Annotated in this window: 12 protein-coding genes; 4 read left to right on the forward strand and 8 right to left on the reverse strand. The window is 73.7% G+C overall.

Translation table 11 applies throughout. The features are described 5' to 3' along the window. Positions 1-683: 683 nt before the first annotated feature. The 3 genes from proC to ACIRRU_RS26800 form a co-directional block, all read right to left on the reverse strand. Entirely contained in the window at positions 684-1,493 is an 810-nt protein-coding gene (proC, locus tag ACIRRU_RS26790; RefSeq protein WP_363204841.1) for a pyrroline-5-carboxylate reductase, read from the reverse strand. Positions 1,494-1,719: 226 nt separating this feature from the next. Next, positions 1,720-2,277 carry a hypothetical protein gene (locus tag ACIRRU_RS26795; RefSeq protein ID WP_403684607.1) on the reverse strand — a complete coding sequence of 186 codons (558 nt, stop codon included), beginning with the start codon at positions 2,275-2,277 and terminating at the stop codon, positions 1,720-1,722. Between the two features lie 52 nt (positions 2,278-2,329). After that, a complete protein-coding gene (locus ACIRRU_RS26800; protein ID WP_403684610.1) occupies positions 2,330-2,656 on the reverse strand; it encodes an SH3 domain-containing protein in 327 nt (108 codons plus the stop codon). Between the two features lie 157 nt (positions 2,657-2,813). Between ACIRRU_RS26800 and ACIRRU_RS26805 the strand changes: the two genes are divergently transcribed. Beyond that, a complete protein-coding gene (locus ACIRRU_RS26805) occupies positions 2,814-4,994 on the forward strand; it encodes a protein kinase (protein WP_403684815.1) in 2,181 nt (726 codons plus the stop codon). 434 nt (positions 4,995-5,428) lie between these two features. Here ACIRRU_RS26805 and ilvD read toward each other — a convergent pair whose 3' ends face one another. The 3 genes from ilvD to ACIRRU_RS26820 all read right to left on the reverse strand — a co-directional run bounded on the left by ilvD (position 5,429) and on the right by ACIRRU_RS26820 (position 9,461). Further along, positions 5,429-7,279 (reverse strand): dihydroxy-acid dehydratase, encoded by a 1,851-nt coding sequence (gene ilvD, locus ACIRRU_RS26810; protein WP_403684612.1) that lies wholly within the window; start codon positions 7,277-7,279, stop codon positions 5,429-5,431. Positions 7,280-7,573: 294 nt separating this feature from the next. Beyond that, positions 7,574-8,416, reverse strand: a complete 843-nt coding sequence (locus ACIRRU_RS26815) for a sugar phosphate isomerase/epimerase (RefSeq protein WP_363204849.1) — start codon at positions 8,414-8,416, stop codon at positions 7,574-7,576. 94 nt (positions 8,417-8,510) lie between these two features. After that, positions 8,511-9,461, reverse strand: coding sequence for a Ppx/GppA family phosphatase (locus ACIRRU_RS26820; RefSeq protein WP_403684614.1), 951 nt, complete (start codon positions 9,459-9,461; stop codon positions 8,511-8,513). Between the two features lie 39 nt (positions 9,462-9,500). Here ACIRRU_RS26820 and ACIRRU_RS26825 point away from each other — a divergent pair, with 39 nt between their 5' ends. Beyond that, entirely contained in the window at positions 9,501-10,364 is an 864-nt protein-coding gene (locus ACIRRU_RS26825) for a hypothetical protein (protein WP_403684615.1), read from the forward strand. Here ACIRRU_RS26825 and ACIRRU_RS26830 read toward each other — a convergent pair. Both ACIRRU_RS26830 and ACIRRU_RS26835 read right to left on the reverse strand, forming a co-directional pair. After that, positions 10,361-10,552, reverse strand: a complete 192-nt coding sequence (locus tag ACIRRU_RS26830; RefSeq protein ID WP_403684617.1) for a hypothetical protein — start codon at positions 10,550-10,552, stop codon at positions 10,361-10,363. The two genes, ACIRRU_RS26825 and ACIRRU_RS26830, sit on opposite strands and share 4 nt — an antisense overlap. Before the next feature lie 24 nt (positions 10,553-10,576). Next, positions 10,577-12,679: a hypothetical protein gene (locus ACIRRU_RS26835; protein ID WP_403684619.1), complete on the reverse strand. Its 2,103-nt coding sequence runs from the start codon at positions 12,677-12,679 to the stop codon at positions 10,577-10,579. 284 nt (positions 12,680-12,963) lie between these two features. Between ACIRRU_RS26835 and radA the strand changes: the two genes are divergently transcribed. Both radA and disA read left to right on the forward strand, forming a co-directional pair. Further along, positions 12,964-14,376: a DNA repair protein RadA gene (radA, locus tag ACIRRU_RS26840; RefSeq protein WP_403684622.1), complete on the forward strand. Its 1,413-nt coding sequence runs from the start codon at positions 12,964-12,966 to the stop codon at positions 14,374-14,376. A gap of 80 nt (positions 14,377-14,456) precedes the next feature. Next, complete coding sequence (gene disA / locus ACIRRU_RS26845; RefSeq protein ID WP_403684623.1) at positions 14,457-15,581, forward strand: DNA integrity scanning diadenylate cyclase DisA; 1,125 nt, start codon at positions 14,457-14,459, stop codon at positions 15,579-15,581. Positions 15,582-15,706 lie beyond the last annotated feature (125 nt).

The following is a 15,706-nucleotide window of genomic DNA, read 5'->3' on the forward strand; positions in this document are numbered from 1 at the left end:
ACACACACGAGAGCGGAACAACCAGCCGGAATAAGACCAGTCGTTCACAGCGTCCTCGCTGTGTTCTTGCCTGCCCGGCCGCCGAAGCAGACCCGACAGGGCTTTCAAAGGAACCACCAACCTGCACCAGGTGCAGGCCGGGGTATCAACATATCTGGCGTTGACTTTTGGCACGCTGTTGAGTTCTCAAGGAACGGACGCTTCCTTCAGCCCCGTATCACCGGGCCCTCCGGGCGCTTCCCTTCAGTCTTACCGTTCTTACGTTTCCGACTCTACCAGACACTTTCCAGTGCCCGATTCCCGGTCGAAGCGGGCCATACAGTTTCGCTTTCCAGGTTCTTCGCTTTCGCGCTTTCCCTTTCCGGCGAGTCCGACTCTATCAGATCCTTTCGGGCCTGATTCCCAGTCAGCGGGCTTTGCCATTACGGCCGTTGGGCCGTTCCGACGAGTGAGACTTTAGCGGAATCCTGGCCCCCGACGCTAATCGGGGGCGTTCCTTCGAACCCGGTTTCCTCATTTCGCGCAGGCGCACGAAAAGACATACGACACGAAGTCGCTCGTCTTCTCGTAGTTACTGCGGAATGGTTGTCCGGGGACCGACCGGAGTCAGCGCTCACGTCGGACAACTCGGAGCACACTACGGACGCGCCGGGGGTGTGTCAACCCCCGGCGGAATCACCTGGTCAGCCGTTGCCGGAGGCCAGGGCGCGGCTGCGGTCGCGGGCTGCTTCCAGGGCGGCGATGAGGGCCGCGCGGACGCCGTGGTTCTCCAGTTCGCGGATGGCGCTGATGGTGGTGCCGGCCGGGCTGGTGACCGCCTCGCGCAGTTTGACCGGGTGTTCTCCGCTGTCCCGGAGCATCACGGCGGCGCCGATGGCCGCCTGGACGATGAGGTCGTGGGCCTGGGCCCGGGGCAGGCCGAGCAGGATGCCCGCGTCGGTCATGGCCTCCACCAGGAAGTAGAAGTAGGCGGGACCCGAGCCGGAGAGGGCGGTGGCCGCGTCCTGCTGGGACTCCGGGACGCGCAGCGTCTTGCCGACGCCGCCGAAGATCTCCTCGGTGGTGGTGAGGTGGGCGGGGGTGGCGTGGCTGCCCGCCGAGATGACGGACATGCCTTCGTCGACGAGGACCGGGGTGTTGGGCATGACCCGCACGACGGGGGTGCCCTCGGTGAGCCGGTCCTCGATGAACGCGGTCGTGATGCCCGCCGCCGCGCTGATGACCAGGCGGTCGGCGGTGACGTGCGGGACCAGTTCGTCCAGCAGCCTGCCCATGTCCTGCGGCTTGACCGCGAGGATGAGGACGTCGGCGTTCTTCGCCGCCTCCGCGTTGGTGACCGACTCGACCCCGTACCGCGTGTGCAGCTCCTGGGCCCGGTCGCCGCGGCGGGTGGTGACCAGGAGGTCGGCCGGTCGCCAGCCCGCCCGGATCATGCCGCTGAGCAGGGCCTCGCCGATCTTGCCGGTGCCGAGGACTGCGACTGTCTGGGTCATGCGTTCACCCTCCGGGCTGTGCTGGGCTGTGCTCTCCCCGTCATCCTCGCATCGGAGTTGTCACGGCGTACGGCGGCGGAAGGTGGTCAGGACGACCGGGACCAGAAGGGGGAGGGGGTGAGTGTCCGGCGGTCGTGGGGCAGTTGGCGCGGGGCGCGTGCCGCGGTGGCCGTGGTACGGGCCGGGGTTGAGGGAGTGTGCGGCGGCTGGGGCGGGTCGGGGGTGCTCAGGTGCGCTTGGGGCGCTTGCGGCCGGAGTTCTTGCGGGCGGCCGGGTTGCCGGTGCGGGACGAGCGGCGCTTGTCGTACTGGGCGCGTGCTGTCTCGTACTCCGTGCGGCGCAGCTTCTCGCCCGGGGCCTCCGTGAGTGAGCGGACGAAGTAGGCGAGCAGCGAGCCGATGAACCCGATCGACTTCAGTCCGCGCAGGGCGTCCTCGCGGGCCGGGTCCTTGGGGCGGGCACCGAAGCCCTCCCAGGTCTTGCGGAACGCGATCGCGCTGCACACCGCGAACATCACGATCACCAGCATCCCGACCAGGCTGCCGACCTCCGCGATCTGGAGGCCCTGGAAGGCGAAGCGCAGCACGAAGCAGGCGGCTGCCGCGGCGGCCAGGGAGCCGACCGCGACCCCGGCGCGGCGCAGCCCGTAGCCGCCGTCGTGGTCGACCCAGGTCGTCCCGAAGAAGCGGATGGGCTCGGGCTGCGGGCCGGGGGTCGTCGGGGCGCCGCCGGAGGGCTTCCCTCCCGCGGGCGGGGTGCCGGGGGCTTCGCTGTTCTCGCTCACGGGGTCGATTATCCGCCATGCCCGCTCGTCCCCGGTGTCGGCCGGGAGCGGGTCAGTCGCAGCGCGGGGCGACGTAGCCGTCGCGGCCGGTGTAGACGTAGGCGTCCGAGACGAACTGGCCGTTGGCGATGTTGTCCCAGAGGTTCGTGGTGCCGTAGGGGCCGGTGACCTGCTCCCCCGGCTTCTGGCAGTAGATCGGGATCTTCTGCCCGTACGGCAGGGTCCGCACGATGCGGTAGCCGGTGCCCGGTCCGCTGCGGACGTTGACCCGGTAGCCCGGGGCGACGGGGTAGCGGGTGGCGGAGTCGGCGGTCTCCACCGCTGTCCGCGCCGTCGCCCCGGCCGCCGTCGGTTCCTGTGTCTGCTCTTCGACGCCCACTCGGGCCTCCCCCGTTGACCAACGCGTACGCGCTCGCGGCGTACGACGCGCAGGCTAGCAACCCCCGTGCTTCTCGCACGCACCATCGACTAGGCTCCGTGCGTCGCGTGCGACTCGAACGCACGGTCGCATGCGCACGAACACACGGGGGTGGGCGATGCCGCCGCTGCGAGAGCCCGGAGCGCATCCGGAAGCGGAATTTCCGCGGTACGCCGGTTCCTACCGCCTGGAGGCCTGTCTCGGCTCGGGCGGCATGGGGGTCGTCCATCTGGCGCGTTCGGCCTCCGGGTTGCAGCTCGCGGTGAAGGTGGTGCACGCCCCCTATGCGGCGGACCCCGAGTTCAGGGCCCGGTTCCGGCAGGAGGTGGCGGCCGCGCGCCGGGTGAGCGGGGCGTTCACCGCGCCCGTCGTCGACGCCGATCCGGAGGCCGGACGGCCCTGGATGGCCACGCTCTACGTTCCCGGCCCCACCCTCTCCGAGCAGGTCAGGCGGAACGGCCCGATGGCCCCCGCCGAGCTGCGCAGGCTGACCGCCGGACTGGCGGAGGCGCTGCGGGACATCCACCGGGCGGGCGTGATCCACCGCGACCTGAAACCGAGCAACGTGCTGCTGACCGACGGCGGCCCCAAGGTCATCGACTTCGGAATCTCCCGGCCGTACGACAGCGATCTGCGCACCGAGACCGGCAAGCTGATCGGCTCGCCGCCCTACATGGCCCCCGAGCAGTTCCAGCGGCCGCGTGAGGTGGGCCCGCCCGCCGACGTGTTCGCGCTGGGGGCCGTGATCGTGCACGCGGCGACCGGGCGCGGGCCGTTCGACTCGGACAGCCCGTACATCGTGGCGTACCAGGTGGTGCACGACCAGCCCGATCTGGGCGGGGTGCCGGAGGAGCTGGCCCCGCTGGTCGCCCGGTGCCTGGCGAAGGACCCGGCGGACCGGCCGACGCCGGACGAGGTGATGGCGGCGCTGGGGCCCCCGTCGTACGAGGCCGCGGCGTTCGTACCGGGGCGGCGGCGGCCGGGTGCCGCTGCCGCTGTCCCGGTGGCCGGGGAGCGGGCGGGCGCGGAGGAGGACACGCATGTGCGCGGCGGGCGCCCCGCGCGGCGCCGACGGCTGCCGCGCACCCGGATCGTCCTGGCGTCGGCACTGCTCCTGCTGGTGGCGGGGGCGGGTACCGGTGCGTACGCGGTGTGGGGCGGCGGGGACGGGCGGGAGTCCGCGACGCCGGGGCGTGCGGAGCCGGAGCGCACCGGGCCGGGGCGCACCACCGGCTCCGGCTCCGGACCGTGGCGTACCGAGCTGCGGGGTGACGGCGGCGCCACGCCCGTCTGCTCCTCCGCCGGATCCGGGGCGGCGCTGTACTGCTCGGTGGCCGGGACCGGCACGGCCAGGATCGACCCGGCCGACGGCCGGGTGCTGTGGTCGGCCGGGTCCGCCGCCCGGGAGACGGCCGCGCCGATCGTCTCGGGCGGGGCCGTGCTGAGCACCGGCCCGGACGGGAAGCTGCGCGCGCTGGACCCCGGCAAGGGCACCGCACTCCGGGACACCGCGCTCCCCGCGAGCCCGGGTGGCGTGTTCCCGGCCGGTGACTCCCTGCTGTCCGTCGCGGACGACGGGACGGTCACCGCGCTCGACGGCGGCAGCGGCGAGGTGCGCTGGAAGAGCCCGGTGGCGGGACACACCCGGCCCGACTTCGCGCTGTACGACGAGGAGTCCGGGCTCGCCTACGCCGTCGAGCACGCCCCGTCCGGCGCCTCGACCCTGGTCACCGCGGTGGACGCGGCCGACGGCCGGGCGTCGTGGCAGCGGCGGCTGGACGGGATGCTCACCCCGGTCGGCACGGCGGGCGCCGGGGACCTGGTGCTGACGGAGATGGACGCGAACTCCGACACCTCCGGGCTCGTGCGGTACGCACCCGGCAGCGGGGACACCGTGCGGGTCGCGCTGCCCTTCACGCTGGACGGGCCGCAGGTGGCGATGGCCGGGGACGCCGCGTACCTGCTGGGCCGGGGCGGTTCGCTGGTGGCCGTGGACACCACGGCGCGCGACGGGGAGAAGGCGGAGCTGTGGCGGCTGGAGACCGGGGTCGGACGGGCGTCCGCACCGGTGGCCGGTGCGGGCGGACGGCTGTACTTCTCGGCCGCGGACGGGCGGCTGCTGGCCGTCGACACCGCCCGGGGCGCGCTGGTGGGGCAGAGCCGGGCGCGACTGAGCGGCGGGAAACTGGCGTACGCCTCGGATCTGCCCGCGCCGGTGGTGACGGGGCGCATGGTGGTGGGCAGCGCGCCGGACGGGTCGGTCTTCGCCCTGGACACGGCGGACCCGGGCGGCTGGTGAGGCCGTCGCCCCGGGGCCCGGAGGCGGGTCCGTAGGTGTCTGCCGTCCTGGTCCCGGCGGCTGAGGGGCTGCCGGGGGTACGTACGTGAGTGGCTGCCGCCCAGGGGTCGGCCGCCCGGGGCTCGGTCCGAGGGCCGATGCCGACCCGCGTAACGCGTACGGCGGGCGCCACCGGCCGGGTCCGGGGGCCCGGGGGCGGACCAGGCGGCGTCCCGGTGCGCGCGGGGGCCGGGCCCTGGCTGGCGAACCACACGAGGGCGCGGGTGCCGTGTCCCGGTGCGCGCGGACACCGGGGGGCCCGAGGTGGTCCACGCGGAGTCCCGGCGCGCGCGGGGGCCGGTCCCTGGGTGGCGAACCACTCCGGGGTGGACGGTCCCCGCGACGCGGTCCTGCCGCCGCGCCGTCTCCTCGCGCGCGGGGGCCGGGCGGCGGGGTCAGCCCAGTTGGGAGACGTCCCGGACCGCGCCCCGGTCCGCGCTCGTCGCCATCGCCGCGTAGGCGCGCAGCGCGGCCGACACCTTGCGGTCGCGGTTCTTCGGCGCGTAGACGCCGTTCAACGCCTCGCGGCGGGTGGCCAGTTCGGCGTCGCCGACCAGCAGCTCGATGGAGCGGCCCGGGATGTCGATCCGGATGCGGTCCCCGTCCTCGACGAGCGCGATCGTGCCGCCGGAGGCCGCCTCGGGCGAGGCGTGGCCGATGGAGAGGCCCGACGTGCCGCCGGAGAAGCGGCCGTCGGTGACCAGGGCGCAGACCTTGCCCAGGCCCCGGCCCTTGAGGAAGGAGGTGGGGTAGAGCATCTCCTGCATGCCGGGGCCGCCGCGCGGGCCCTCGTAGCGGATGACGACGACGTCGCCCGGGGTGATCTCCTTGCGGAGGATCTTGTCGACGGCCTCGTCCTGGGACTCGCAGACGACGGCCGGGCCTTCGAAGGTCCAGATCGACTCGTCGACACCGGCCGTCTTCACGACGCAGCCGTCCACGGCCAGGTTGCCCTTGAGGACGGCGAGGCCGCCGTCCTGGGAGTAGGCGTGCTCGACGTCGCGGATGCAGCCCCCGGCCGCGTCCAGGTCGAGGGTGTCCCACCGCTCGGACTGGGAGAAGGCGGTGGCGGAGCGGACGCAGCCGGGGGCGGCGTGCCACAGCTCGACGGCCTCGGCGGACGGGGAGCCGCCGCGCACGTCCCAGGTCTTCAGCCACTCGGCGAGGGTGTCGGAGTGCACCGAGTGGACGCCCTCGTTGAGGAGTCCGCCGCGGTGCAGCTCGCCGAGGAGGGCGGGGATGCCGCCCGCCCGGTGGACGTCCTCCATGTAGTACGTGCCGCCGGGCGCGACGTTCGGGGCGACCTTGGACAGGCACGGGACCCGGCGCGAGACGGCGTCGATGTCGGCCAGGTCGTAGGCCAGTTCGGCCTCCTGGGCGGCGGCCAGCAGGTGCAGGATCGTGTTGGTCGAGCCGCCCATCGCGATGTCCAGCGCCATGGCGTTGTCGAAAGCGGCGCGGGTGCCGATGGAGCGGGGCAGGACCGTGGCGTCGTCCTGCTCGTAGTAGCGCTTCGTGATCTCGACGACCGTGCGGCCCGCGTTCTCGTACAGCGCCCTGCGGGCGGTGTGGGTGGCGAGGACCGAGCCGTTGCCGGGGAGGGAGAGGCCGAGGGCCTCGGTCAGGCAGTTCATCGAGTTGGCGGTGAACATGCCGGAACAGCTGCCGCAGGTGGGGCAGGCATTCTCCTCGATGCGGAGGATGTCCTCGTCCGAGATCGACTCGTCGACCGCGTCGCTGATCGCGTTGACCAGGTCGAGTTTGCGCACGGTTCCGTCGACGAGGGTGGCCTTGCCGGCCTCCATCGGGCCGCCGGAGACGAAGACGGTCGGGATGTTGAGGCGCATGGCGGCGTTCAGCATGCCCGGGGTGATCTTGTCGCAGTTGGAGATGCAGATCAGGGCGTCCGCGCAGTGCGCCTCGACCATGTACTCCACGGAGTCGGCGATCAGGTCGCGCGAGGGCAGGCTGTAGAGCATCCCGCCGTGGCCCATCGCGATGCCGTCGTCCACGGCGATGGTGTTGAACTCGCGCGGGACCGCGCCCGCCGCCGCGATCGCCTCGGAGACGATCCGGCCGACCGGGGCGAGGTGGGTGTGGCCGGGGACGAACTCGGTGAAGGAGTTGGCGACGGCGATGATCGGCTTGCCGATGTCCGCGCTCGCTACGCCCGACGCGCGCATAAGGGCGCGCGCGCCCGCCATGTTGCGTCCGTGGGTGACCGTGCGGGACCTCAGCTCGGGCATCGTCGCTCGCTCCTTCGGCAGAAAAGACTGTCTTTCGAGCGTACGCCTCGAATCCAAGATCTGGACAGGCTGTCCGGAATGCGGGACACGATGGTCGGTGGGTGGTCGGTCCCCCCGCGCTCCGGGGCGGCCCCGCACCATCCCCGCGCCCCTCGCCCCCCGGCGGCAACCTTGCGGGAGGGGCGGCCCCGGTTGCGGGCTGCCCTGGTGGCGGGCTGCCCTGGTGGCCGACGGACGCGACCTCGGCCATGGCCCGGGTTTACCCGGTCACGGCCCGCGGGTCGGGCTCCCCCGTCACGGGTGGTGAGCCGGGGTCGACGGGCCGGGGTCGAGGGGGGCCGCGACGGCCGTGGCGAGGTGGAGGCGGGTGAAGGCCAGCGCCTCGGCGAGGTCGGCCTCGCGTTCGGCGGAGGACATCGCGCGCCGGGTGTTGACCTCGATGACGACATGGCCGTCGAAGCCCGTGCGGGCGAGACGCTCCAGCAGCTCCGCGCACGGCTGGTCGCCCCGGCCCGGCACCAGGTGCTCGTCCTTGGCCGACCCCTTGCCGTCGGCGAGGTGGACGTGGGCGAGCCGGTCGCCCATCCGGTCCACCATGGCGAGCGCCTCGGTGCGGGCGGTCGCGGTGTGCGAGAGGTCGACCGTGAAGTGCCGGTAGTCGTCGTTGGTGACGTCCCAGTCGGGGGCGTACGCGAGCATCTCGCGGTCCCGGTAGCGCCAGGGGTACATGTTCTCGACGGCGAACCGGACGTCCGTCTCGTGCGCCATCCGCCAGATCCCGGTGACGAAGTCCCGGGCGTAGCCGCGCTGCCACCGGAACGGCGGGTGCACCACGACGGTGGAGGCGCCCAGCTTCTCGGCGGCGGCGCGGGCCCGCTGGAGCTTGACCCAGGGGTCGGTGGACCAGACCCGCTGGGTGATCAGGAGGCAGGGGGCGTGCACCGCGAGGATCGGGACCCGGTGGTGGTCGGAGAGGCGGCGCAGGGCCTCGATGTCCTGGCTGACGGGGTCGGTCCAGACCATGACCTCGACGCCGTCGTACCCCAGGCGCGCGGCGATCTCGAAGGCCGTCGCGGTGGACTCGGGGTAGACCGAGGCCGTGGACAGGGCGACCTTCGCATCGGGGATGCGCACCACTGGTTCTGCCACCTGGACAGCGTACGGGCAGCGGTGCGCCGCGCCGAGGGCCCCTGGCGGAAAGTGATCAGGGCCATGGGCGTGTGACCGTCCGTCACCCCGGCAGCGCGATCCGCTGCGGCGGGAGGTGGTCCAGGCGGCGCAGGATGACGCCCTCGCGCAGCGCCCAGGGGCAGATCTCCAGCTCCTCGACGCCGAACAGGTCCATCGCGCCCTCGGCGACCAGGGCCCCGGCGAGCAGCTGGGCGGCGCGGCCCTCGGAGACCCCGGGGAGACGGCTGCGCTCCTCGACGGTCATCGTCGTCAGCTTCGGCACCCACTCCTCCAGGGCCTCGCGGGTCAGGGTGCGCTGGACGTACAGCCCCTCGGCGGAGCGGGCCGCTCCGGCGATCCGGGCGAGCTGCTTGAAGGTCTTGGAGGTGGCGACGACGTGGTCCGGCCGCCCGGCCCGGCTGAACTCGCCCACGGTGCGGGCGATGCTGGCCCGCACGTGCCGGCGCAACGCCCTGACCTGTTCCGGGTCGGCCGGGTCCTGCTGGAGCCAGGCGCCGGTGAGGCGGCCCGCGCCGAGCGGCAGGGACACCGCGGTGTCCGGCTCCTCGTCGATGCCGAAGGCGATCTCCAGCGAGCCGCCGCCGATGTCCAGGACCAGCAGCTTCCCCGCCGACCAGCCGAACCAGCGGCGGGCGGCCAGGAAGGTCAGCCGGGCCTCCTCCTCGCCGCTGAGGACGGCGAGGTCCACACCGGTCTCCTCCCGGACCCGCTCCAGCACCTGGTCGGCGTTGGTCGCCTCGCGGACCGCGGAGGTGGCGAACGGCAGTACGTCCTCGCACCCCTTGTCCTCGGCGGCCTGGACCGCCCCGGCGATCGTGGCGACGAGCCGGTCCACGCCCGGCGGGCCGATCGCGCCGGTCTCGTCGAGGAGTTCGGCGAGCCGCAGCTCGGCCTTGTGCGAGTGCGCGGGCAGCGGGCGGGCGCCGGGGTGGGCGTCGACCGCCAGGAGATGAACCGTGTTCGACCCCACGTCGAGGACTCCGAGTCTCATAGGGGAACGCTACTGCTCCATCGGACTTACGCTGTCCGCGTGCCAAAGACGAAAAAGGCTAAGCAGGACAAAGCCACGAAGAAGCCGAAGACGAACGAGGGGACGACACAGCCGGAGGCGGGCGGACCTGATCCGGCCGACGAGAAGGGGCTCGACTTCGCGCGGGCCTGGGTGGAGTTCCCGGACCCGGCCGACGACGAGCAGGTCTTCCGCTGCGATCTGACCTGGCTGACCTCCCGCTGGACCTGCATCTTCGGCAGCGGCTGCCAGGGGATCCAGGCGGGCCGGGCCGACGACGGCTGCTGCACGCTGGGCGCGCACTTCTCCGACGAGGACGACGAGAAGCGGGTCGCGGAGCACGTGGCGCGGCTCACCCCGGAGCTGTGGCAGTTCCACGACGTCGGCACGGGAACGGGCTGGGTCGGCGTCGACGAGGACGGCGAACGCCAGACGCGCCGCTGGGAGGGTTCCTGCATCTTCCAGAACCGGCCGGGGTTCGCCGCCGGGGCGGGCTGCTCGCTGCACATCCTGGCGCTGCGCGAGGGCCGGGAGCCGCTGGAGACCAAGCCGGACGTGTGCTGGCAGCTGCCGGTGCGGCGGACGTACGACTGGATCGACCGGCCCGACGACACCCGGGTCCTTCAAGTGACGATCGGGGAGTACGACCGCCGGGGCTGGGGTCCGGGCGGACACGACCTGCACTGGTGGTGCACCTCGGCGACCTCGGCGCACGGGGCCGGGGAGCCGGTGTACGTCTCCTACCGCCCGGAACTGGTCGAGCTGATGGGCAAGGAGGGCTACGACCGGCTCGCCGAACTGTGCGAGGAGCGGTTGTCCGCACTGCTGCCGATGGCCCCGCACCCGGCCGACCCGCCGCAGGCCCCGGCGAAGAAGAGGCGCTAGGAGGCCGCCCGGTCTCCCTCGGCCGCTCCTTCGACCGTGTCGTCGGCGTCGGCTGAATCGTCGGCGTCGGCGTAGGCCCAGTCGTCGGCGTCAGCTGAGCCGTCGGTGTCGCCCGAATCGTCGGCGTGGGCCGAATCGTCGGCATCGGCGTCGGCCGAGTCGTCGGCGTCGGCCGCCCGTGGACGCACTCCCCGGGCGCGGCGGCGGGTGGTTCAGCCCGTCGGGCCCGGGTCAGAGGGGCCCGGGTCCGAGGGGCCGGGGCTGGTCGGGCCCGGGTCGGTGGGGCCCGGGTCCGTCGGATCGGTCGGGTCCGGGGTCGGCTCCGGCGGGTCCGTGGGGTCCGGCGGTCCGGTCGGGTCCGGCGGGTCCGTGGGGTCGGTCGGGTCGGGACCGGGGTCGGTGGGGTCGGGGCCCGGGTCCGTGGGGCCGGGGCTGGTCGGGTCCGGTCCTGGGTCGGTGGGACCCGGGTCCGTGGGGCGGGGCGAGCCCGTCCCGGGGCGCGTGGGGCGCGGGCCGCCCGTGGTCGGCGGGGCCGCTCCGTAGCCGTCGATGACCACGGCGGAACCGGACGGGTTGACCGAGATCCGGGCCCGCCACGGGCCCCTCGGCTGCGCGGCGTGGACCACCGAGACCACCAGCGTCGTGGACTGCCCGGCCGCGAGCGTCCCGGACGTCCGGCTCAGGCGCAGCCAGGACGCGTCCGTCGCCGCCGACCAGGTGACCGGGGAGCCGCCGGACGCGGTCAGGGTGATCGTCGTGACGGCGCCGGAGGTCCGGGCGGCGACCGCGAGACGGCCGTCGCCCTGCTGGGCGCCGCCGATGCTGATGACCTCGGCGGTGACGTCCGGGACGCGCGCCCCGAACCGGTCGCCCGGACGGGCGCTGCCGGTCTTCTCGTACGGATCGCCGCTCATCCCGCCCGCGCCGTCGACCTCGGTGGCGGTGACGGAGGAGGAGTCGTTCGCCTCGCCGGTCTGGGGTGCCCCGCGGTAGGCGGCCCACAGGGCGATCACGGGGGCGGCGACCACGGTGGCGACGACGGTGGTGGTGACGACCCGGGCGCGCACCCGGTCCCGGCGGGCGGCGTGGTCCTTGGGGTCCAGGGGGTAGCCGGCGCGGTCGAAGCGCGGTCCGCCGGAACGGGAGCGCCGGGCGTGAGCCATCGCCACGTACACGGAGGGGCGGGGGGCCTCGACCAGGGGCAGCGCGGCGGTCGGGGCCAGGGCCGCCCCGGGCCAGGGCCCCGCGGCGTCGGCCCGCTCGGCGGCGCGGCGGCAGCGGGGGCAGTCGTCGACGTGGCGGACCAGCTCGCGGCGCAGAGCGGCGGAGAGCAGCACCTGGTGGTCGCCGGTGAGCCGGGAGACGGTGGGGCAGTCGCCCGTCTCGACCACGGCGAGGGCGGCGCGGGTGCGCTCGACCTCGCAGGCCCCGGCGGCCAGCAGCTCCCGGGCGGTGGCGGGCTCCAGGCCGAGGACGGCGGCGACGGAGCGCGGGGGGAGCCGGTGGCGTACGGCCAGTTCGAGGGCTTCGCGCTGCTCGGGGGTGGTGCCCGCCGCCTCGGGCCAGGCGAGCGTGGCCAGCTCCCGGCGGCGGGCCTCGGCGGCCGGGGACTCGGTGGGGTCGGGGGTGGCGGCGTCCTCGGGGGTGATGACGGGGCGGGCGGGGGCGTGCTTCCCACCCCGCCCCGGGACGTGCCCGGCCTGCGCGCCCGGAGTGGGCCCGGTCTGCGCGCCCTGGGCATGTCCGGGTTGCGCGCCCGAGGTGTGCCCGGGTTGCGCGCCTTGGGCGTGTCCGGGTTGCGTGCCCGAGGTGTGCTTCGCCTCGGGCGCCGGGGGGTTCATCGCCTGCGCGGCCGGGGTGTACTTGGCCCCCGGGACAGGCGGCGCGGGGGGCTCGGACGCCTTGGCCGTACGGGAGGGCTTGGCGGCCTGGCCCGATGGGCGGCGGTGCGCCTGGCGGCCGCGCTTGCGTTCGGTGAGGGTGCGCAGACAGGTCCACCTGGCCAGGGCGTACAGCCAGGATTGACTTTCCTCCTCGGCGGCGGGGCACCGGGCCTCGTGCCGCTCCGCGACCGCCAGGACCGCGCCGAGCGCCTCGGTGGCCGCGTCGTGGTCGCAGAGCACGGAGAGGCAGTAGGTGAACAGCCCGTCGAGATACGGCTCGCCCCGTGCGGACGTCCGCTGTGCCGCCGCGTCGTGGTCCCGGCGGTGCGCCCGGTGTGCGCCGGTGGTGTGTGTGGGGGTCTCCAGCCTGCTGCTCGTCACCCGGCGACCGTAGGCAGAGGAGCGCATCCCCTTAATACCCCTTGAGTACATTTAATCCTTACGAGTGAAGGTATCCCTCGAAAGAGGACAGCGGCCGAAGCTTCCCGCCCGCGCGTGCTCCGCGCATGCTCCGGAGTGCTTCCGTGCGCCCTCCGTGCGGACGCACCGACGCGCGATCCCGTCGCGCCCCCGGGGCCCGCGGCGGGCCGACTCCGCCTCCGTCCCCCCGTCCGGCCCGCGCGGACGGGCGGGCCGGACAGGCGGGCGGGACAGGCGGGCGGGGCTGCCAGCGGTGGGCGGACGGGACTGTCAGACGTCACCGATACGGTGACGCCATGGCTGCCCGTACGAAATCCGCGAAGGACCGGCCGTCCTACCGCTGCACCGAATGCGGCTGGACCACCGCCAAATGGCTCGGCCGGTGCCCCGAGTGCCAGGCCTGGGGGACGGTCGAGGAGTTCGGCGGCGCCCCCGCCGTGCGCACGACCGCGGCCGGGCGGGTCTCCACCGCCGCGCTGCCGATCGGCCAGGTCGACAGCCGCACGGCCACCGCCCGCTCCACCGGCGTCAGCGAGCTGGACCGAGTGCTCGGCGGCGGGCTGGTGCCGGGGGCCGTCGTGCTGCTGGCGGGCGAGCCGGGGGTCGGCAAGTCGACGCTGCTGCTGGACGTGGCGGCCAAGGCGGCCGGCGACGACCACCGCACGCTCTATGTGACCGCCGAGGAGTCCGCCAGCCAGGTCCGGCTGCGGGCCGACCGCATCCGGGCGATTAACGACCACCTGTACCTCGCGGCGGAGACCGACCTGTCCGCGGTGCTCGCGCATCTGGACGAGGTGAAGCCCTCGCTGCTCGTCCTGGACTCGGTGCAGACGGTCGCCTCGCCCGAGATCGACGGCGCGCCCGGCGGGATGGCCCAGGTGCGGGAGGTGGCCGGGGCGCTGATCCGGGCGTCCAAGGAGCGCGGGATGGCCACGCTGCTGGTCGGCCATGTCACCAAGGACGGCGCGATCGCCGGGCCCCGGCTGCTGGAGCACCTGGTGGACGTGGTGCTCTCCTTCGAGGGCGACCGGCACGCCCGGCTGCGCCTGGTGCGCGGCGTCAAGAACCGCTACGGGGCGACCGACGAGGTCGGCTGCTTCGAACTGCACGACGAGGGCATCACGGGTCTCGCCGACCCCTCGGGCCTCTTCCTCACCCGCCGCGACGTGGCGGTGCCGGGCACCTGCCTCACCGTGACGCTGGAGGGCAAGCGGCCGCTGGTCGCCGAGGTGCAGGCGCTGACCGTCGACTCGCAGATCCCCTCGCCCCGGCGCACCACCTCCGGTCTGGAGACCTCCCGGGTGTCGATGATGCTCGCCGTGCTGGAGCAGCGCGGCCGGATCAGCGCGCTCGGCAAGCGGGACATCTACAGCGCGACGGTGGGCGGGGTGAAGCTCACCGAGCCCGCCGCCGACCTGGCCGTCGCGCTCGCCCTGGCCAGTGCGGCCAGTGACACCCCGCTGCCGAAGAACCTGGTCGCGATCGGCGAGGTGGGGCTCGCGGGCGAGGTCAGGCGGGTCACCGGGGTGCAGCGGAGACTGGCCGAGGCACACCGCCTCGGCTTCACCCACGCCCTGGTCCCGACCGACCCGGGAAGGGTCCCGTCCGGTATGAAGGTCACAGAAGTCGCCGACATGGGCGACGCCCTGCGGGTCCTCCCGTCCCGCTCTCGCAAGGAGGCACCACAGGAGGACGGGGCGCGCCGGTAGACTTTGCCCTGGTCTCGCCCGCCCGTGGACACGGCATGGCGGACGCAAGGGCACCGCAAACCTGTGACCGGAGGAGTGCAGTGGCAGCCAACGACCGGGCGACGACGCCCGGAAAGTCCGGCCAAGGCACCGGCAACGAGGCGCTGATGCGCGCCTCGCTGAGCGCGGTCGCGCCCGGCATGGCCCTGCGGGACGGCCTGGAGCGCATTCTCCGCGGCAATACCGGCGGGCTGATCGTCCTGGGGATGGACAAGACCGTCGAGTCGATGTGCACCGGCGGATTCGTGCTGGACGTGGAGTTCACGGCGACGCGGCTGCGCGAGCTGTGCAAGCTCGACGGAGCGCTGATCCTCGACAAGGACATGACCAAAATCCTGCGCGCCGGAGTGCAGCTGGTCCCGGACGCCTCGATCCCCACGGAGGAGACGGGCACCCGGCACCGTACGGCGGACCGGGTCTCCAAGGCGTGCGGCTTCCCCGTCGTCTCGGTCTCCCAGTCGATGCGGCTGATCGCGCTGTACGTGCACGGCGAGCGGCGGGTCCTGGAGGAGTCCTCGGCGATCCTGTCCCGGGCCAACCAGGCGCTCGCGACCCTGGAGCGGTACAAGCTCCGCCTCGACGAGGTGGCGGGCACGCTGTCCGCGCTGGAGATCGAGGACCTGGTCACCGTGCGGGACGTGACGGCGGTGGCCCAGCGGCTGGAGATGGTGCGGCGGATCGCCACGGAGATCGCGGAGTACGTGGTCGAGCTGGGCACCGACGGGCGGCTCCTCTCGCTCCAGCTGGACGAGCTGATCGCCGGGGTGGAGCCGGAGCGGGAGCTGGTCGTCCGCGACTACGTCCCCGAGCCGACGGCGAAACGGTCGCGTACGGTGACCGAGGCGCTGACCGAGCTGGACTCGCTGACCCACACCGAGCTGCTGGAACTGCCGGTGGTGGCGCGGGCACTGGGCTACAGCGGGTCGCCCGAGACGCTGGACTCGGCGGTCTCCCCGCGCGGCTTCCGGCTGCTGGCGAAGGTGCCGCGGCTGCCGAACACCATCATCGAGCGGCTGGTGGAGCACTTTGGGGGCCTGCAGAAGCTGCTGGCGGCGAGCGTGGACGACCTCCAGACGGTGGACGGCGTCGGCGAGGCACGGGCCCGCAGCGTGCGCGAGGGTCTCTCGCGGCTGGCGGAGTCGTCGATCCTGGAGCGGTACGTCTGACGTCGTGCGATGGGGGGCCGTCCTGCGGGGCGGCCCCCCTTTCGCGTGTCGCCGCCCGGCGGAGAGGCCGGTCTTCCCGGACGGACTGAGGGTGCGCGCTCCGGACGGACTCGGGTGCGCGTCCA

This window comes from Streptomyces sp. NPDC101181 (assembly GCF_044767975.1).
Taxonomy (GTDB): domain Bacteria; phylum Actinomycetota; class Actinomycetes; order Streptomycetales; family Streptomycetaceae; genus Streptomyces.